This is a genomic window from Nonomuraea rhodomycinica, assembly GCF_013363995.1.
GTDB lineage: Bacteria > Actinomycetota > Actinomycetes > Streptosporangiales > Streptosporangiaceae > Nonomuraea > Nonomuraea rhodomycinica.
Genome location: NZ_JABWGO010000002.1, coordinates 503,548 through 522,710, shown reverse-complemented (window position 1 = coordinate 522,710; position 19,163 = coordinate 503,548). Strand labels below are relative to the sequence as shown.

Sequence of the window (19,163 nt, the reverse complement as noted above, 5' to 3'; positions counted from 1 at the left end):
CCAGGGGACAGTCTAGGGGGAAGACTGGCATGGAACGTCCATAACGGAAACAAAACGATTGTGCGGCTACACTTGGGGCTGACATGAGTTGCCAACACCTCGTCTGCGCGCAGTGCGCCCATCCCGTCATCGAGGGTCGCTGCGCGGTCTGCCGCGCCAACCGCGAGCGGATGCACAACCACGGCTTCGCCGGGCTGTCACCCGCTCTCATCGCCGGGCTGCTGCTCGCGCTGCTGTTCCTGACCCTCGTGCTCAAGCACCTGAGCGGCTTGTAGGAGCCGCCGGACGCCCGGGTGCCCGGGACGGCTCTAGAGGGCCGCCTCGGACTCCTGCCGGCGCATCCAGCGGATCTCCGACTCGATGAACCCGTCGAGGTCGCCGTCGAGCACGGCCGACGGGTTGCCCGCCTCCGTGCCCGTGCGCAGGTCCTTCACGATCTGGTACGGGTGCAGCACGTAGTTGCGGATCTGCGTGCCCCAGGACGTCGTCGTGGCGCCGCGCAGCTCCGACATCTTCTCCGCCTCCTCCTGGCGCTTGCGCTCCAGCAGCTTGGCCTGGAGCACGGCCATGGCGGTCGCGCGGTTCTGGAGCTGGGAGCGCTCGTTCTGGCAGGAGACCACGATGCCGGACGGCAGGTGCGTGATGCGGACGGCCGAGTCGGTCGTGTTGACGCCCTGGCCGCCGGGGCCGGAGGAGCGGTAGACGTCGACGCGGATCTCGTCCTCGTTGATGTCGATGTGGTCGGTCTGCTCGACCACCGGCACGATGTCCACGCCGGCGAAAGACGTCTGGCGGCGGCCCTGGTTGTCGAAGGGGCTGATGCGCACCAGGCGGTGGGTGCCGTGCTCGCCGCGCAGCGTGCCGTACGCGTAGGGGGCCTTGACCGTGAACGTGGCCGACTTGATGCCGGCCTCCTCGGCGTAGGAGGTCTCGTAGACCTCGGTCGGGTAGCCCTTGCGCTCGGCCCAGCGGAGGTACATGCGCAGCAGCATCTCGGCCCAGTCGGCGGCGTCGACGCCACCGGCCTGCGAGTTGATCGTCACCAGCGCCTCGCGGGCGTCGTACTCGCCCGACAGCAGGGTGCGGACCTCCAGCGCGCCGATGTCGGAGCGCAGCGCGGTGAGCTCCTTGTCGGCCTCGGCCCGCGTGTCGTCGTCGCCCTCCTCGGCGGCCAGCTCGTACAGCACGCCGAGGTCGTCGAGCCGGCGCGCCAGCCCGTCGACCCGGTTGAGCTCGCCCTGCAGGTGGGACAGCTTGCTCGTGACCTTCTGCGCCTGGTCGGGGTCGTCCCACAGGTCGGGGGCGGCCACCTGCTGCTCCAGCTCCTCGATCTGCTTGCGCATCGCGTCGAGGTCGAGCACGTCCTGGATGCTCCGGAGCGTGCCCGCGAGCTCGTTGATCTCTTCTGCCGGATCGATGACTGCCACGTCTCCCAAGGGTACGCGACCCTCACGCGCACGAATAACATGGCGACGTGCGTGCATCCGGTCGGCTCAGGACGCTGGCGCTCGCCGCCGGGCTGCTGGCCGGCGCGAGCGCCTGTTCAGGCGGCTCCGCCGCGCCTCCGTCGGCGGCGGTGACGCGCGCCGCCGTCACCTCGTCGGCGACCGCCACGCCGGCGCCGCCGCCCCCCGAGGTCACCCGCGCCGAGGCGGGCGAGGTGTTCTCCACGCTGACGGCCACCGACGACGTGCTGCGGGCCGCCGCGCCCAAGCTGCGCGACGGCACGCTGCGCGACGCGCTCGACCTGACCCGCGACGCCGAGGCCCAGCTCACCACGGCCGCCTACCAGTCCACGGGCTACCATCCCCCTCGCTACGAGTGGGGCTCGCCCGTCCTGTACGTGCCCCGCTTCCCGGCCGGCTGGGAGTCGCCGTGGTTCACCGCCCTGGCGGCCCGTGACGGCCATCCGACGCTGCTGACCTTCGCCAAGGTCAACAAGAACGCCGAGTGGCAGATCAGCGCGGTGACCCGGCTGCTGGACGGGCAGGACCCGCCGCCGGTCCAGCTCGACGCCGAGGGCTACGCGACGGCTCTCGACCCGGGCGACAAGAGCGTGACCATCAGCCCGCAGTACATGGGGCCGCTGCACGCGACGGTGGCCGAGGCGGGCGCCACCGGCGTGGCGGCCGGCCTGATCGCGCCCGGCCCCTACACCACCGACCTCGCCCAGGAGATCAGCGACGAGCGCAAGGCGGCCAAGGACGCCGGGCTCAGCTACGACTCGATCTTCAGCGGCAACGACTACCCGGTCTACGCGCTGCGCACCCGCGACGGCGGCGCGCTGATCCAGTACTCCCTGTCGCGCAACACGACCACGACGGCGGCGACCAACGTCAAGGACTTCATCCCGGTGCCCGACGACGCCCTGTGGGCGATCGACGAGCCGAAGGTCCGGCGCACGCTCAAGCTGACCGAGACGCACCAGTACGCCACGGCCGTGCCGCCGGCGTCGGCCCCGGCGGCGGCCCGGGTCATCGCCCACGAGGGCGGGCTCACCCGGGCCTCCGGCGAGTGACCACCGGCACGTGACCGCGGCGCCGCACGGCGCCTCGGTCCGGCACGTGACAGCGCCGCGCGGCGGCCCTCCGGCACGTGACAGCGCCGCGCGGCGCCGCGGGCGGGTGGTCCCCGCCCGCCGCGCCCCTACGGCGGTGGCCTCACTCCTCCCCGTGCGGCAGGTTGCTGGTCGCGACGAGCGTGCGGACGGCCCGCAGCGCGACCGACAGCGTGGCCAGGTCGAAGTTGTCGCTCTCCCAGATCTCCGACAGCGTCTGCCGGGCCCGGGCCACGGCGGCCGAGTTGGCGTCCGTCCACAGGGCCAGCCGCTCCTCCGGCGACAGGCCCGGCGTGCTGCGCGTCAGGACGTCGCGGGTGAGCGAGGCGTGCGCGGCGTAGAGGTCGTCGCGCAGCGCCGAGCGGGCCATCGAGTTCCACCGGTTGTCGCGCGGCAGCGAGATGACGCGCTCCCTGAGCCGGGCGAGCTGGAGCCGGTCGGCCAGGTCGAAGTACACCTCGGCCACCTCGTTGACCGGCCGTCCCGTGAGCGAGGAGATCTCCACCAGGTCGAACGTCGAGTAGGCGGGCACCATCGCCGCCACCCGCTCGGCCAGGTCCACGGGCACGCCCCGGGCCACGAAGGAGTCGCGGCGATCCTCGAAGGCGGCCAGGTCCGGGCCGGTGAGGAGCTTGGGGATGTGCGCGAGCAGGCCGTTGACGCCCTTGACGAAGAACCCGGCCGCGGCGGCGAGGTCGAGCGGCGGGCGGCGGTTGGTGAGCAGCCAGCGGGTGCCCCGCTCGGCCAGCTTGCGCGCCTCCAGCAGCATGGCGATCTGGGTGCTCGTGTCCACGACGTTGTCCAGCGCCTCCACCTGGCGGTAGAAGCTGGGCAGGTCGAAGACCTCGCGGGCGACGAGGTAGGCGCGCACGATGTCGGGCGTCGAGGCGCCGGTCTCCTCCGCGAAGCGGAACATGAACGTGGTGCCCATGGAGTTGACCAGCTCGTTCACCACGCAGGTGGTGATGATCTCGCGGCGCAGCGGGTGGGCGTCCATGTACTCGCGGAAGCGCTCGCGCAGCGCCGACGGGAAGTACGACACCAGCCACGAGGCGAGGTACGGGTCGTCGGGCAGGTCGGAGGCGAGCAGCTCGGCGTCCACCACCAGCTTGGTGTAGGCGAGCAGCACCGAGAACTCCGGCGCGGTGAGCCCGAGCCGCGCCTGGCGCCGCTCGGCCAGCGTCTTGTCCGACGGCAGGAACTCCAGCTCGCGGTTGACCAGCCCGTCGCGTTCCAGCCGGCGCAGGTAGCGGGCGTGGATGTGGAGCATCTCCACGGCCTGCGAGCGGGCGGCGGCGAGCACCACGTTCTGCGCGTAGTTGTCGCGCAGGACCAGGTCGGCGACCTCGTCGGTCATCGAGGTGAAGACCTCGTTGCGCTGGATGTCGGTGAGCCGGCCGTCGCGGACCACCTGGTCGAGCAGGATCTTGATGTTCACCTCGTGGTCGGAGGTGTCGACGCCCGCGGAGTTGTCGATGAAGTCGGTGTTGACCAGGCCGCCGTTGAGCGCGAACTCGATGCGGGCGAGCTGGCTGAAGCCGAGGTTGCCGCCCTCGCCGATGACCTTGCAGCGCAGGTCGGCGGCGTCGACGCGCAGCGGGTCGTTGGCCTTGTCGCCGACGTCGGCGTGGGACTCGACGCTCGCCTTGACGTATGTGCCGATGCCGCCGTTCCACAGCAGGTCGACGGGGGCCTTGAGGATGGCGCTGATCAGGTCGTTGGGCGCCATGGACGTGACGCCGGCCGGCAGGTCGAGCGCGTCCCGCATCTGCGGGGTGATCGCGACGGACTTGGCGGTGCGCGGGAAGACGCCGCCGCCCGCCGAGATCAGCTCGGCCGAGTAGTCGGCCCACGAGCTGCGGGGCAGCTCGAACAGGCGCTGCCGCTCGGCGAACGAGGTGGCCGCGTCCGGGTCGGGGTCGATGAAGATGTGCCGGTGGTCGAAGGCGGCGACCAGGCGGATGTGCCGCGACAGCAGCATGCCGTTGCCGAACACGTCGCCGGACATGTCTCCGATGCCGGCCACCGTGAAGTCGGTGGTCTGGACGTCGACGCCGGTGGTGCGGAAGTGGTACTTCACCGACTCCCAGGCGCCGCGGGCGGTGATGCCCATGGCCTTGTGGTCGTAGCCGATGGAGCCGCCGGAGGCGAAGGCGTCGCCGAGCCAGAAGCCGTAGTCCTTGGCCACGCCGTTGGCGATGTCGGAGAACGTCGCGGTGCCCTTGTCGGCGGCCACGACGAGGTAGGGGTCGTCGCCGTCGTGCCGGACGACGTCGGCCGGCGGCACGACTTTGCCGTCGACGAGGTTGTCGGTGACGTCGAGCAGGCCCGAGATGAACGTCCGGTAGCAGGCCACGCCCTCGGCCAGCACCTCCTCGCGGGAGCCGGACGCCGGGGGCCGCTTGACGACGAACCCGCCCTTGGACCCGGTCGGCACGATGACGGTGTTCTTCACCATCTGCGCCTTGACCAGGCCGAGGATCTCGGTGCGGAAGTCCTCCATGCGGTCGGACCAGCGCAGGCCGCCTCGGGCCACCTTGCCGAAGCGCAGGTGGACGCCCTCGACCCGGGGCGAGTAGACGAAGATCTCGTACTTGGGCCGCGGCAGCGGCAGCACGCTGATCGCCTGCGAGTCGAACTTGAGGGAGATGTAGTCCTTGCGGACGCCGTCGACGCTCTGGAAGTAGTTGGTGCGCAGCGTCGCCTCGATCATCTCCAGGTACGCCCGCAGGATCCGGTCCTCGTCGAGCGAGGCGACCTCGTCGAGCGCGCCCAGGACCTCCTCCCGCAGGGCGTCGGCCAGGTCGTCGCGCGTGTCCTGCGGGCGCCGCGGGTCGAGCCGGGCCTCGAACAGCCTGACCAGCAGCCGCGACAGCCGGACGTTGCCGAGCAGCACCCGTTCCATGTAGCGCTCGGAGAAGGCGCTGCCGGCCTGGCGCAGGTACTTGGCGTAGACCCGCAGGATCTCGACCTGCTCCCAGGTCAGCCCGGCGCGCAGGATCAGCGCGTTGAAGTTGTCGGCCTGGACGCGGCCGCGCCACAGCGCGAGCAGGCCGGCCTCGAACAGCCGCTTGACGTCGTCGCCCGTGGCCGCCTCGGAGGCGGTGAAGCGCAGGCCGAAGTCGTAGATCCAGCAGGTGCGCGTGTCGTCGCCCGCCGCGGCGGCCGGGGCGGCGGAGCCGGGGGCGGTCCTGCGGTAGGTGTCGATCTCGTACGGGCGTTCGTCCACGACCTCGACGCCGAGCCGCTGGATGAGCGGCAGCGCCTTGGACAGCGAGATGGGCTCGCCGACCTTGTAGATCTTCAGCCGGCGCTCGCCCTCCTCGGCGTCGTCCGGCACGTACAGGTCGATGTCGACGGCGTCGCCGTCGCCGTCGACCAGCCGCTCCAGCCGCAGCACGTCGGCGACGGCCGTCTCGGGCGTGAAGTCGGCCTTGTAGCCCTCGGGGAACGCCTGCTGGTAGCGCCGGACCAGCCGGGGCGCCTGGTCGTCGGAGACGGTGTCGGTGAGCGCCACCGCCAGGTCGTCGGCCCAGGAACGGGTGATCGCGGCCAGCCGCGCCTCCAGCTCCTCGACGTCCACCTCCGGCTGCGGGAGCTGCTTGCCCCGCTCGCCGCGGATGACCACGTGCAGGCGGGCCAGCGCCGACTCGCCGATCATCGCGCTGTAGTCGAGCGACCTGCCGCCGAGCGCCTTCAGCAGCACCTCCTGCATCTTCAGCCGCACCTGGGTGGTGTAGCGGTCGCGGGGCAGGTAGATGAGGCAGGAGATGGAGCGGCCGTAGTCGTCGGGGCGCAGGAACAGCTTGACCTGCTTGCGCTCGCGCAGCCGCAGCACGCCGAGGGCGATCGGCAGGAGCTGCTCGACCGAGGTCTGGAACAGCTCGTCGCGGGGGAAGGTCTCCAGGATCTCGATGAGGTCCTTGCCGTCGTGGCTGTCGGCGGCGAGCCCGGCCAGCTCCAGCACCGCCGCCAGCTTGCGGCGCAGCACGGGGATGCGGGAGATCGACTCGTTGTAGGCCACGTGGGTGAACAGGCCGAGGAAGCGGCGCTCGCCGATGACCTCGCCCTCGGGGGAGAACAGCTTCACCCCGATGTAGTCGAGGTAGGCGGCCCGGTGGACGGTGGCCCGGGAGTTGGCCTTGGTGATGATGAGCTGCCGCTTCTCGCGCGCCTTGGCGCGCACCTCGGGCGGCAGCACGGAGAAGCTCGTCGAGCCGATCTTGTCGTCGCGCAGGATGCCGAACGCGGTGCCGGGCAGCGCGCGCAGCGCGTCGCCCTCGTCGGTGCTCTCCAGGCGGTACTCGCGGTAGCCGAGGAAGGTGAAGTGCCCGTCGGCGAGCCAGCGCAGCAGGTCGATGCTGTCCTCGACCTCGGCCGGCTCCAGCGGCGGCGGGTTCATCGACAGGTCCTCGGCGGTCTGCTCGGCCAGCGCCCGCATCTTGGGGAAGTCCTCGACCGCGTGCCGGACGTCGGTCAGCACCCGCTGGAGGTCGTCCTCCAGCCGCTTGAGGGCCTCCGGGTCGGACTGCCGGTCGATCTCGATGTGGATCCAGGACTCGACCAGGAGCTGGCCGGTGACGTCCTCCTGGCCGCGGCCGAGCATGCGGCCCGTCATGTCGCGGCGCACCCGCATCTGGGGGTGGACGAGCAGGCGGATGCCGACGTCGTGCCGGTCGAGCTCCATCGTGACCGAGTCGACCAGGAACGGCATGTCGTCGGTGACGACCTCCACGACCGAGGCGCCGGGGTCCCAGCCGTGCTCGGCCACCGTGGGGGTGTAGGCCCGGACCGCCGCGCGGCCCTGCGGGCGCACCGCGGCCAGCCGTCGCTGGGACATCGCGGGCCCGTAGACCTCGACGGGGCCGCGGTCGAGCAGGTCCTCCGGCGCCACGTGCCGGTAGTAGACCCGCAGCAGGCCCAGCGCCTCGTCGGGACTCGTGTCGTCGCTCACGGCCGCGTATCTCTGCGCGGCTCGCTGAAGCAACTCGTCCTTGGCCTCGTCGAGCTTGGCCTCGTCGAGCGGCATGTCGCTCTCACTCCTTTGTGAGGGTTTGCCATAGATGTTCATAGCCAGGCCTCTGGTTCCCCGAAAGGCGGGAAATAGTGCGCGCGCGTCATCGCCCGCGCACGGGAGGGGCCCGCCGGTCCGTCCGTGCCCGGCGCGGCGCCGGTCGGACGCCTGGCCGCGCCTCGTGGGCGCGCGGGCACGCCGGACGAATCCGGCGCCACCGGCATGCCGGGACCGCCGCTGTGGAGCGGCAGGCCACGCTGGGGGAAGGCGGTGATACCAGCATCCCACACCTGGGGCGCGCCCGCCGTACGACGCGGACGCCCGAGTGGGCCGCCGTCGTCGCCGGCCCACCTGTACGGGAGGATGGGCGCAGCCGTGTCGGGCCCCACCGAACACCTCCCCCAGATCGCCCGGCCATGGGCAGCCGGACGCATGCCTTGCCGTACCGATATCACCCGAAAAGGGCGAAGACGTCAACGTGACATCGACATGGGGGGATCGTCCTCGGAGGCGGAGGGGTGCTTGAGCTCGTCGAGCTGACCGGGAAGCGCGGCCAGTTCCTTCAGCTCCTCCTGGCATGACGGGCACGTGTCGAGGTGGCGCTCGAACGCCTCCAGGTCCTCTTCGTCCAGGACACCGAGGACGTAGGCGACCACCTCTTCGTGCATCAGCCGGCTACCCCCTTGTCCCGCAGCTGCTCCCGCAGAGCCCGGATCCCGTAATAGAGCCTGGACTTAACCGTACCCGGCGGGATCCCCAGGATCTCCGCCGCCTCATTAATCGTACGGTCCCTGAGATAGGTCTGCTCAATGACTTCGCGGTGCTCTTCCGACAGGCTCCGCAGCGCCTCGGCGACGACTATCGCCGACAACGCCCGCTCGGATCCGTCGGGGACCGCCAACATGTCGACTTCGGGCGGCTCGACCTCATGGGGCCGGACGCTCTTGCGCCGGCGACCGTCGATCACGATGCGGCGGGCCACGGTCAGCAGCCACGCCCAGATGAGGCTCGGTTCCCATTGCAGTCTTGCCGAGTTACGCCAGGCCCGGACGATCGTCTCCTGCACGACGTCCTCGGCCCATTGCAGATCGTTGCCGGTCGACTTGCGTATGTGGCGCAGCAGAGGGCCGCCGAACTCCTGGTAGAGGACCGCTATGCGGTGCTCCGCCTCGGCATCCGCACTCTCGAACCTGCCGTCGAGGTGACTTAGCACGGGGCACATCTTTACACCTTCGTTATGAGTCCGGTAGCCACTCCGATAACTCCAGTCATTTCTGACTATTCGCCGATAGGAGTGAACCGGTCCCGAAGGTTCCGCGTACCTCCGATCATGCACAGGCTTCTACGCGGTGAGGTCCTCATGTTCGGCGGCTTCGCCGTGGCCGCGGTGGCGACGATTTTCCTGGTCATGCCATCGTCGGCCGCGCCCGTGTCCGCCGAGTGGACGGCGCTGCCCTCCGGCCCGCTGGGGCCGGCCGACCGTGACCTTCTGGTCAAGGTACGTCAGGCAGGCCTATGGGAGATACCCGTCGGACGGTACGCGCAGGAACGCGCGGCGTCCCAGCGGGTCAAGGACGTCGGGATGCACCTGGTGGAGGACCACACCAAGCTGGACGTGGTCACCCGCCAGTACGCGGCGAAACTGGGCGTGCCACTGCCCGACCAGCCCAATCCCGACCAGCAGAGCTGGATGGCTCAACTGGCGGCCGAGAACGGTCCCGCCTTCGACCGGGATTTCGCCAACCTGCTGCGCGCGGCGCACGGGAAGGTCTTCACCGTCGTGGCGGGCGTCCGGGCGGGGACGCGCAACAGCGAGGTGCGCAAGTTCGCCCAGCAGGCGGTGAACGTGGTCATGAAGCACATGACGCTGCTCGAGTCCACCGGGCTGGTGGACCAAAACGCGCTTCCTGAGCCCCCGACCCCCTCGGCCACTCCACCCGCCCCCGCGGCGGTCGAAACGAGGAGACAACCATGAGTAGTTCGAGACGCGTGGCCGCGGCCGTGTCCGCCCTGGCCATGGTGGCCGGCGGTCTGGTGTCCGCGGCCGTCTTCAGCGTCAGTCCGGCCTTCGCCGACCACTGCGACCCCGCCGAACAGCATCAGGGGCAGCAGACGACGCGGGCTCAGCGGCCGGGGCAGGACGAGCAGGCGCCGGACGGCCAGGACCAGGGCCAGCAGGACCAGGGTCAGAACGACCAGGGACAGAACGACCAGGACCAGGGTCAGGACAACCGGGATCAGGGTCAGAACCAGGACCAGGGTCAGCAGCGGAACCAGCAGCGCGACAACCGCCAGGACAACCAGCAGCAGGACAACCAGGATCAGGGCTTCGAGCAGCAGGGCACCGGCGGCGGGGCGCTCTCCCCCGCGCCTGACCCGACCGGCCAGGACCAGAACGGCCAGAGCCGCGACGGCCAGAACCGCAACGGGCAGGACCCCAACAACAACCAGGACCAGGGACAGGACGACCAGGACCAGGGCGACCAGCAGGCCGACCGGAACGGCCAGGACCAGGACGACCAGCAGGCCGGCGAGCCGACCCAGGACGCCAACACCCTGTTCCGCCGGCGCGGCCGGGGCAACCAGCAGCAGCCCACCCGCCGGCCCACCCCGTCGCCCTCCCCCACGGCCGGCGGCGAGAACGAGTGCGCCGACCTGGGCCCGTTCCTGACCGACTTCGTCGACATCCGCCAGGTCCAGCCCACCTCGATCGACGCGCCGCGCGGCCGGGGCGGTTCCCGCGGCACGTTCGTCTCCGCGTGCGGCACCAACCGCAACGGCCACAACAACCCGGACAACTTCATCGTCGCGCCGGGTGTCTCGAACGGCGCCCACCACCTGCACGACTACGTGGGCAACGTGTCCACGAACGGCTTCTCCACCGACGAGAGCCTCGCGGCGGCGGGGACGACGTGCCGGTTCGGCGACAGGTCGACGTACTTCTGGCCGGTGCTGCGCGACCGCAAGGTCGACGTCAACACCGGCGACCCGGACGGCAACGTCGGCCAGGTGCTGCGTGCCCGCTCGGTGACGCTCCAGTTCCGGGGCAACGCGGTGTCCCGGGTGACGGCCATGCCGCGGTTCCTGCGGTTGATCACCGGCGACGCCAAGGCGGCCACGAACGGCGGGGCCAACGCCCGCGCGGCCTGGACCTGCACCGGCTTCCAGAACCGAATCACCACGAAATATCCGCTTTGCCCGCGCGGTAGTGGGGTCGTGCGTATTCTGGACTTCCCGAGTTGCTGGGACGGGCAGAACACCGACAGCGCCAACCACCGGACGCACGTGGTCTTCCCCGACCAGAGTGGTGCCTGCCCCGGAGGCATGAAGGCTGTTCCGCAGCTGCGGATGACCCTCGTCTACAGCGTTCCCCAGGGTCCCTCGTTCGCCGTGGACGCCTTCCCCGAACAGCAGCACAACCCCATCACCGACCACGCGGACTTCGCCAACGTCATGCCCGACCGGCTGATGGCCTTCGTGGTCAACTGCATCAACCGGGGCCGCCGCTGCTGACCTGACCACGCGCCGTCCACCGGGTCGCCCGCCGGCCCGCCACCCGACGCCACCCTCCCGCCGCACCGGCGCGCGGGCCCGCCTCCCCGGGCCCGGCCGGAACGAGCCCGGCCCTCCTCCCCCGAGGGGCCGGGCCGAGCGGAGCCGGGCCCCTGTTCCCGAGGGGCCGGGCTCACGGCGAGCCGGAGCGGCGGTCACGGGCCGGCGGAGCCCGACGGGCGATCCGGGTGAACGGCGCGGTCAGGACGGCCCGGACCCTCCCGAGGCGCACCCTCAACTGACCTTGGAGGGAATGAATGCTCCACAGACGACACCCCCGGCACGCGCCGGCCAAGCTGGACACCCGCAACGTCCGGCTGGGCCTGAGCGTGGCCATCATGGCGCTCGGCCTGTCGGCCTTCGCCCTGACCAGGACCGACCGCGGCATGTCCGTGTTCGGTCAGGGGGTGAGCTTCCTCGAGTTCTACGCCGGGGTCTTCGCCCTGATGCTGCTGACCGCCACCGTCGGGCTCGGCCTGCTGACGACCGAGCGCGTCTTCCTGTCGCCGTCCAACCGGGTCAGGGCCCAGCTCGCGCACCGGGCCACCGCCGCGATCGGCATGGGGTACATGTTCACCCACATCGGTCTCATGGTCAGTCTCGGCCACGTCCCGCCGGCCGCGGCCGTGCTCCCCGTGGCCGGGGTCTGGGTGGGCTTCGGCGCCCTCGCCTCGAACCTCATGATCGCGGTCGTGGTGACGGGCGTCGTCCGGGGACGGTTCGCGGTGACGGGCAAGCCGTGGATGTGGCGGACGCTGCACGCCGGGGCGTACCTGGCCTGGCCGGTGTCCATCCTGCACGGGCTGACCGCCGGCCGTACCGCCGCCGGCTGGGTCACCTGGTCGTACGCGGCCTGCCTGGCCGCGGTCGGCTCGGCCCTGCTCGTCCGGGTGCTGGCCACGGTCCTGCGGCCCGCCACGCGGGCCGAGGTGGTGCCGACGCCCGCGGTCTCCGACGCGCCGGCGGCGCGCCGCCCGAGGGAGGCCAACGCGCCGGTCAGCCTGGCCGCCGCCGCCGCGCGGCGGAAGTTCCGGGAGGCGGGATGATCCCGCTCCGCGCCTCCGCGGAGGTCCCCTCTCCCAGGGACCTCCACCCCTCCCCGGAGTCCCCCGCCCGAGGGGGCCTCCTCACCTCCCCGGAGACGACCATCCAGGAGACGTTGTGATCCCGCACCGAGCACCGGACGTGTTACGGCTGGGCCCCGCCCGGCTGACCGCCGGGCTGGACCACACCAGGCGGCTCGACCTGCCGGCGCACCGCACGCTGCACGGCGAGCCCGCCCCCCGCGACGTCGAGACCCTCATCGCGGAGGTGAACGAGGTCGACATGCGCGGCCGGGGCGGCGCCGCCTTCCCCTTCGGCCGCAAGCTGCGCGCCGTCGCCGACGCCTCCGGCTCGCGCGAGTGCGTGGTGCTGGTCAACGGCGCCGAAGGCGAGCCGGCCAGCTCCAAGGACGCGATGCTGCTCATCCGCGCCCCCCATCTCGTCCTCGACGGCGCCGTGCTGGCCGCCGAGGCGCTGAACGCCCGCGAGGTGGTCGTCGCCACCGCCCGCGGCGAGGTGGCCGAGTCCTCCATCGCCGCCGCCGTGGCCGAGCGGCGCGCCGCCAAGGTGGCGGGCGCGGCCGAGAGCCACATCCCGATCCGCGTGGTCGGGCTGGAGGAGCGGTTCATCTCCGGCGAGGGCGGCGCGCTCGTCCGCGCCGTGAACGGCCTGGAGGGCATCCCGCCGGGCCGCAAGAAGCGCGCCGCGACGAGCGGCGTGGACGGCCTGCCCACGCTGCTGTCCAACACCGAGACCTTCGCCCAGCTCGCCGTCCTCGCCGAGCTGGGCCCCGAGAAGTACGCCGAGGTGGGCACCAGCAGGGAGCCCGGGACCGTGCTGCTCACGGTCAGCGGCGGCGCCGCGACCAACGCGGTCATCGAGGCGCAGACCGGCACGCTGCTGGCCGACGTGCTCGACCTCTGCGACGCCGAGCCGGGCGAGGGCGTGCTCATGGGCGGCTACCACGGCGCCTTCCTCACGCCGCAGGCCGCCGTGTCGGCGGTGATCTCCCGCGAGGGCATGAAGCAGGCCGGCGCCGACCTCGGCGCGGGCATCATCGTGCCGCTCGGCGAGGCGACCTGCCCGCTGGGCGAGGCGGCCCGGGTGGCCGCGTACCTCGCCGCGCAGTCGGCCGGCCAGTGCGGCCCGTGCCGGCTCGGCCTGCCGGACGTGGCGCGCCAGCTCCTCGCCCTCGCGGACGGCACCGGCTCGACCGACGCCGTGCGCCGGGCCGTGCGGGCCGTCGAGCGGCGCGGGGCCTGCTTCCACCCGGACGGCACGGCCAAGTTCGTGCTGTCGGCGCTGGACGCGTTCGAGAGCGACATCGCGCTGCACCTGGAGTTCGGCTCGTGCGGCCGGCCGGTGCTCGGCGTGCTGCCGCTGCCGGAGCAGGAGGTCGAGCCGGAGTACCGGCTGGACGTGGACTGGACCCGCTGCGAGGGGCACGGGCTGTGTGCCCACCTGCTGCCGGAGTTCGTGGCGCTGGACGAGTACGGGTTCCCGTCGTTCAAGACCGTGCCGGGCTGGATGGCGAAGGAGGCGCGCCGGGCGGTGGACATGTGTCCCGCGCTGGCGTTGCGCCTGGCCGAGTCGTCGATGGTCCGCACGGGCTGACCGACCGCCCCGGGCCCGCCGGGAGGGGCTCCGGCGGGCCCGCGGCCCCGCGGGGGGAGGACATCAGATCGTGATGAACCCGTCCCTCCGCGGTTGCATCTCACCGGATGTGCTGAACGACGACCGCGGGGAGCCGACCATGGACCGCCGCCACTTCCTCCGCGCCGCCGCCCTGGCCCCGGCGCTGATCACGGCGCCGGCCCTGGTGACCGCCCGGCCGGCGCGGGCGCAGGCGCCCGACTGGGCGAAGCTGCGGCGCGGCCTGTCGGGCACGCTCGTGCTGCCCGGCGACTCCGCGTACGGCACGGCCCGCCGCCTGTTCAACCCGGTCTTCGACCGGATCCGGCCGCGCGGCGTCGCCTACTGCGAGAGCGCCGCGGACGTGGCGGCGAGCCTGGCGTTCGTGCGGGCGCACGGGCTGCCGGTCACCGCCCGCTCGGGCGGCCACTCCTACGCGGGCTGGTCCACCGGCACCGGCCTGGTCGTGGACGTCTCCCGGATGAACAAGGTCCGCTACGCGAGCGGCCGGGCGACCGTCGGCGCGGGGGCCAAGCTGATCGACGTGTTCTCCACGCTGGCCGGGCACGGGGTGGGCATCCCCGCGGGCACCTGCCCCACGGTCGGCGTGGGCGGCCTCGCGCTGGGCGGCGGCATCGGCGTGCTGTCCAGGAAGTACGGGCTGACCTGCGACACGCTGGAGTCGGTACGGATCGTGACGGCCGACGGGCGGGTCCTGGACTGCGACGAGCGCACTCACCCCGACCTGTTCTGGGCCTGCCGGGGAGGCGGCGGCGGCAACTTCGGCGTGGCCGTGTCGTTCACGTTCCGCACCCACGCCACGCGCGACCTCAACGTCTTCTTCCTGCGCTGGCCGTGGGCCAAGGCGTCCGCCGCGCTGACCGCCTGGCAGGCGTGGGCGCCCGGCGCGCCCGACGACCTGTGGTCCACGCTGCACCTCACCCGCGACCCGGGCGGTCCGGAGGTGCGGATCACCGGCGTGCACCTGGGCTCCAGGGCCGAGCTGGACCGGCTGCTCGCGCCCGTCGTGGCGCGGATCGGCCGGCCGGTCTCCCGCACCGTCTACCGGACGTCGTACCTCCAGGCGATGAAGGTGATGGGCGGCTGCTCCTCGCTGACCGTGGACCAGTGCCACCCCTCGCCGCACGGCCGGCTGGGCCGGGCGAGCTTCGCCGCCAAGTCGCACCTGGCCTACCGGCCGCTCACCCCCGACGGGGTGCGCGCGATGGTGGCCGAGGTGGGCCGGCCCGGTCCGCACTCGGTGCTGATCGACGCCATGGGCGGCGCCGTGTCGCGGGTGCGGCCCGACGCGACCGCCTTCCCGCACCGGGCCGCGCTCTACAGCGTGCAGTACTACCAGGAGGGCAGCGACCGGTCCTGGCTGCGCCGGATCCACTCCGCCATGGCGCCGCACCTCGGCGACCACGCGTACGTCAACTACATCGACCCCGACCTGACGGACTGGCGCGCCGCCTACTACGGGCCGAACGCCGCCCGCCTGGCCCAGGTCAAGGCCGCCTATGACCCGTCACGCCTGTTCCGGCTCCCGCAGGGGGTCTGAGGGCCGGAAGTGCTCCAGGACCTCCGGGTTGGCCATGGCGTCGGGGTTGGCGGCCTGCTCGACGGGGGTCCCGAGCAGGATCTTGCGGACCGGCACCTCCAGTTTCTTGCCCGACAGCGTGCGCGGGATCCCGGGCACGGCCCGGATCTCGTTCGGCACGTGCCGGGGCGACAGCTCGTCGCGCAGCGCCGCGCACAGGGCCCGGGTCAGCTCGTCGCTCATCTCGGCGCCCTCGGCCAGCGTCACGTACAGCAGCAGCCGCCCCTCCTGGCCGAGCACGCCCGTGTCGATGACCAGGCTGTCGGTGATCTGCTCGAACCGCTCGACGACCCGGTAGAACTCGCTGGTGCCCATCCGGACGCCGCCCCGGTTGAGGGTGGAGTCGGAGCGGCCGTAGATGACGCAGCTCCCGTCCTCGTCGATCCTGATCCAGTCGCCGTGGCGCCAGACGCCCGGGTAGACGTCGAAGTAGCTGTCGCGGTAGCGCTCGCCGTCCGGGTCGTTCCAGAACATGACCGGCATCGACGGCATCGGCCGGGTGAGCACCAGCTCTCCCACCTCGCCGGTGACCGACCGGCCCTCGGGGTCGTACGCCTCCACCGCGGCGCCCAGCGAGCGGCACGGGATGACGCCCGCCCGGATCGGGTGCAGCATGGTCGCGCCCACGAAGCCGGTGCACACGTCCGTGCCGCCGGAGAACGAGCCGATCGGCACGTCCGGCAGCTCCTCGTGGACCCAGGCGAAGCCCTCGGGAGGCAGCGGCGATCCGGTGGAGCCGACGCCGCGCAGCCGCTCCAGCCCCTCGGGGCGCAGCCCCGCCTTCAGCGAGGCCATGATGTACGGCGCGCCCACCCCGAAGTACGTCACGCCCTCCGAGGCGGCGATCCGCCACAGGGTGGCGGGGGAGGGATGGGTGGCCGAGCCGTCGTAGAGCACCGGGACGGCCCCCACCAGCAGGGCGCCGATGAGGTAGTTCCACATCATCCAGCCCGTGGTGGTGTACCAGAAGAACACATCCCCCTCGCCGAGGTCCTGGTGGAAGGAGAGCGACTTCAGGTGCTCCAGGACCACGCCGCCGTGGCCGTGGACGATCGGCTTGGGCAGGCCGGTCGTGCCGCTGGAGTACAGGATCCACAGGGGATGGCCGAACGGCACCCGCTCGAACTCCAGCGGCCCGCTCTCCGCGCGCAGCCCCTCCCAGCCGATCACCTCGCCGTGCGGCACGGCGCGCGCCGGGCCGGGGGCGGGCTCGGCCTGCTGGGGCGGCAGCCCCTCGGCCGCGGCCGACAGGTACGGGATCCACACCGTGGCGCGCAGCGAGGGCAGCGCGGCGGCGATCTCGTTCACCGCCTCCGAGCGGTCGTAGGCCTTGCCGTTGTAGCGGTAGCCGTCGACGGCGATGAGCACCTTGGGCTCGATCTGCCGGAAGCGGTCCACGATGCTGGCCACCCCGAAGTCCGGCGAGCCGGCCGACCAGATCGCGCCGAGGGAGGCGGTGGCCAGGAAGGCGACGAGCGCCTGCGGGATGTTGGGCAGGTAGGCCGCGACCCGGTCGCCGCGGCCGACGCCGAGCCGCACCAGCCCGGCCCGCACGCGGGCGACCTCCTCGCGCAGCTCGTCGTGGGTGATCTCCTGGCGGGCGCCGTCCTCCGAGACGAACACGACGGCCGTGCCGCCGGAGTGGCGCAGCGCGTTCTCCGCGTAGTTCAGGCTGCTTCCGGCGAACCACTCGGCGTCCGGCATCGTCCCGGACAGGACGGGCCCGTCACCACGCTCGCCGACCACCTGGAAGTGGTCCCAGATCGACGTCCAGAACTCCTCGGGACGCTCGACCGACCACCGCCACACCTCCTCGTAGCCCGCCCCCGGCTTCCCGATCGACTCCACGTATCGGGTCAGCTTGGCGCGCTTGACGATCTCTTCGGTCGGCTCCCAGAGAAGTGTCCCTTCAGCAACCATGTGCCCCATCCTGTCGCCCGGTCGGGCGGAAGTCATACCCGCTCCGCCACACAACTAGCTAGCGTCTTAGGTGGTCCACCGCCATACGCGCGGCCGTGCCGATCACCGCGTCGGCGCGCGGCTGGTTGACCGCGGGGCTGAAGGAGCGGGTGAACACCGCCACCGCGTAGCGGCCGCCGTCGGGGTACTCGACCACCCCGGCCTCGGCGCGCAGCGTCGGCAGGGAGCCGGTCTTGCCGCTGACGTCCACGTCGTCGTACGGGAAGCCGGAGGCCAGCCGGTGCGGCCACACCTGCTTGTTGAGCACCGAGCGCATCCAGGCGCACGAGGCGGGCGAGGCGGCCTCGTCGCGCCAGATGAGCCCGAACAGCTCGGCCGTCTCGCGCGGCGTGCTGCGGTTGGTGCGCGGCGGGTCCAGCACGCTCAGCCGGTCGATCTCCTCCAGGTCGAGGTACGGCCAGCCGTGCCCGGTGTCCTCGGCCATGCTCGCGTACAGGTCGGCCGACTTCTGCTGGACGAAGGTGCCCTCCAGCCCGAACTCCGCCAGCATGGTGTTGACCGCCGCGAACCCCACCCGGGCCGACAGCACGTCGGCGGCGGTGTTGTCGCTGACCGCGATCATCAGGTAGGCGAGGTCCCGCAGCGACATCGTGACGTCGTCCAGCATGGCCGACAGCCCGGTGGGGCCGAAGGCGCGCTCGCCGGCCCGCACGGTGACCGGCGCGGCCGGGTCGAGCAGCCCGGCGTCGGCCTGCCGGCAGAACGCGACCAGCAGCGGCACCTTGAACACCGACGCGGTCGGCACGGGCACGTCCGAGCCGTGCCCGACCTGCCGGCCGGTGTCGACGTCCGTCGCGTGCAGCCAGCCGGTGACGCCCGCCGCGCGGAAGACCGCACCGAAGTCCGGCTCGTTCATGCCAGCACCCCCGGCCGGCGGCTGACCCGCCGCACGGGCACCGCGCCCTCGTCCGCCATACCGGCGCGCTCCTTCAGCGTTCGTACGGCCACCGCCGAGAAGGCGGCGACCGCTTCCGTCTCGACCCGCCAGGCCGTGGAGACCCGACCGGCGATGGGCGAGCCTAGCAGCGGGCGCCAGGCCAGCCCGGGCAGGTCCGCGTGCGGTCCGAAGGCCACCGCTGCCCCGGCGAGCACCAGGCCCAGGCCGGCGCCCTCGTGCACCTGCGGCGGCACGTAGCCGTGGCGGCGGCACTCGGCCAGCACCTCGGCGTGGACGCCCGGCTCGCCCTCGCGGGGCGGCATCAGCAGCTCACGGCCGCCCAGGTCGGCCAGGTGCAGCTCGCCGCCCCGGGCCAGCGGGTCGTCCTCGGCCAGCAGCACGCCCTGCGACTGGATCAGGGGCGGGCCGAACAGCAGGCCGGGCGCGGCGAGGGGGTGGCGCACGATGCCCACGTCGATGGCGCCCTCGGCCAGCGCGGCGACCTGCTCGGCCGTCCAGATCTCGGCGGGCGCCAGCCGTACCTCGGGATGGCTCTCCCGGAAGCCGGCGACGAGCCCGGCGATCACGGCGGGCGCCAGGTCGGGCGGGACGCCGACGCGCAGCACGGTGCCCTGGCCGTGCCGGGCCAGCTCACGCAGCCGGTCGGCCCGGGAGACGATCTCGCGGGCCTCGCCGAGCAGCAGCCGCCCGGACTCGGTGAGGCGGACCTGCCGGGCGGAGCGGTCGAACAGCCGGACCCCGAGCTCCTCCTCCAGTCGCTTGATCCGCTGGCTGAGGGGCGGCTGCGCCATGCCGAGCCGGATCGCGGCGTTGCCGAAGTGGAGTTCCTCCGCGACCACGATGAAGTAGCGAAGGTGCCGGACGAGGTCCATGAGCAGCAACTATA

At 72.3% G+C, this 19,163-nt stretch carries 14 protein-coding genes; 7 read left to right on the top strand and 7 right to left on the bottom strand.

Annotated features, from left to right (window positions below):
• Positions 1-83 precede the first annotated feature (83 nt).
• Positions 84-275: a hypothetical protein gene (locus HT134_RS13400; protein WP_175587543.1), complete on the top strand. Its 192-nt coding sequence runs from the start codon at positions 84-86 to the stop codon at positions 273-275.
• A gap of 33 nt (positions 276-308) precedes the next feature.
• Here HT134_RS13400 and prfB read toward each other — a convergent pair whose 3' ends face one another.
• The gene (gene prfB / locus HT134_RS13395) at positions 309-1,427 is read right to left on the bottom strand and encodes a peptide chain release factor 2 (protein WP_175600670.1); all 1,119 of its coding nucleotides are present in this window, start codon (positions 1,425-1,427) and stop codon (positions 309-311) included.
• 47 nt (positions 1,428-1,474) lie between these two features.
• Between prfB and HT134_RS13390 the strand changes: the two genes are divergently transcribed.
• Entirely contained in the window at positions 1,475-2,518 is a 1,044-nt protein-coding gene (locus HT134_RS13390) for a DUF8094 domain-containing protein (protein WP_175600669.1), read from the top strand.
• A 142-nt stretch (positions 2,519-2,660) separates the two neighbouring features.
• Here HT134_RS13390 and HT134_RS13385 read toward each other — a convergent pair whose 3' ends face one another.
• The 3 genes from HT134_RS13385 to HT134_RS13375 form a co-directional block, all read right to left on the bottom strand.
• Complete coding sequence (locus tag HT134_RS13385; protein WP_175600668.1) at positions 2,661-7,586, bottom strand: NAD-glutamate dehydrogenase; 4,926 nt, start codon at positions 7,584-7,586, stop codon at positions 2,661-2,663.
• 458 nt (positions 7,587-8,044) lie between these two features.
• A complete protein-coding gene (locus tag HT134_RS13380; RefSeq protein WP_175600667.1) occupies positions 8,045-8,239 on the bottom strand; it encodes an anti-sigma factor family protein in 195 nt (64 codons plus the stop codon).
• On the bottom strand, positions 8,239-8,793 hold the full coding sequence (locus HT134_RS13375) for a sigma-70 family RNA polymerase sigma factor (RefSeq protein ID WP_217707797.1): 555 nt from the start codon (positions 8,791-8,793) through the stop codon (positions 8,239-8,241). Before HT134_RS13375 ends, HT134_RS13380 begins: the two co-directional genes overlap by 1 nt.
• Before the next feature lie 138 nt (positions 8,794-8,931).
• On the opposite strand from HT134_RS13375, the gene HT134_RS13370 reads away from it, so the two are divergent.
• The 5 genes from HT134_RS13370 (at position 8,932) to HT134_RS13350 (ending at position 15,360) form a co-directional block, all read left to right on the top strand.
• The gene (locus tag HT134_RS13370) at positions 8,932-9,546 is read left to right on the top strand and encodes a DUF4142 domain-containing protein (protein WP_246364382.1); all 615 of its coding nucleotides are present in this window, start codon (positions 8,932-8,934) and stop codon (positions 9,544-9,546) included.
• Positions 9,543-11,084 (top strand): DUF1996 domain-containing protein, encoded by a 1,542-nt coding sequence (locus HT134_RS13365; protein WP_246364381.1) that lies wholly within the window; start codon positions 9,543-9,545, stop codon positions 11,082-11,084. The genes HT134_RS13370 and HT134_RS13365 overlap by 4 nt, the downstream gene beginning before the upstream one ends.
• A gap of 296 nt (positions 11,085-11,380) precedes the next feature.
• Positions 11,381-12,169 carry a hypothetical protein gene (locus tag HT134_RS13360; RefSeq protein WP_175600664.1) on the top strand — a complete coding sequence of 263 codons (789 nt, stop codon included), beginning with the start codon at positions 11,381-11,383 and terminating at the stop codon, positions 12,167-12,169.
• A 115-nt stretch (positions 12,170-12,284) separates the two neighbouring features.
• Positions 12,285-13,781 (top strand): NADH-ubiquinone oxidoreductase-F iron-sulfur binding region domain-containing protein, encoded by a 1,497-nt coding sequence (locus tag HT134_RS13355; RefSeq protein ID WP_312888113.1) that lies wholly within the window; start codon positions 12,285-12,287, stop codon positions 13,779-13,781.
• 109 nt (positions 13,782-13,890) lie between these two features.
• Positions 13,891-15,360, top strand: coding sequence for an FAD-binding oxidoreductase (locus HT134_RS13350; RefSeq protein ID WP_175600663.1), 1,470 nt, complete (start codon positions 13,891-13,893; stop codon positions 15,358-15,360).
• Here the strand turns inward: HT134_RS13350 and HT134_RS13345 are convergent.
• The 3 genes from HT134_RS13345 to HT134_RS13335 are packed head-to-tail and all read right to left on the bottom strand — an operon-like array spanning position 15,328 to position 19,149.
• The gene (locus HT134_RS13345) at positions 15,328-17,319 is read right to left on the bottom strand and encodes an acetoacetate--CoA ligase (protein WP_175600662.1); all 1,992 of its coding nucleotides are present in this window, start codon (positions 17,317-17,319) and stop codon (positions 15,328-15,330) included. The two genes, HT134_RS13350 and HT134_RS13345, sit on opposite strands and share 33 nt — an antisense overlap.
• 58 nt (positions 17,320-17,377) lie before the next feature.
• Complete coding sequence (locus HT134_RS13340; protein ID WP_175600661.1) at positions 17,378-18,235, bottom strand: serine hydrolase; 858 nt, start codon at positions 18,233-18,235, stop codon at positions 17,378-17,380.
• On the bottom strand, positions 18,232-19,149 hold the full coding sequence (locus HT134_RS13335) for a LysR family transcriptional regulator (protein WP_175600660.1): 918 nt from the start codon (positions 19,147-19,149) through the stop codon (positions 18,232-18,234). The genes HT134_RS13340 and HT134_RS13335 overlap by 4 nt, the downstream gene beginning before the upstream one ends.
• Positions 19,150-19,163 lie beyond the last annotated feature (14 nt).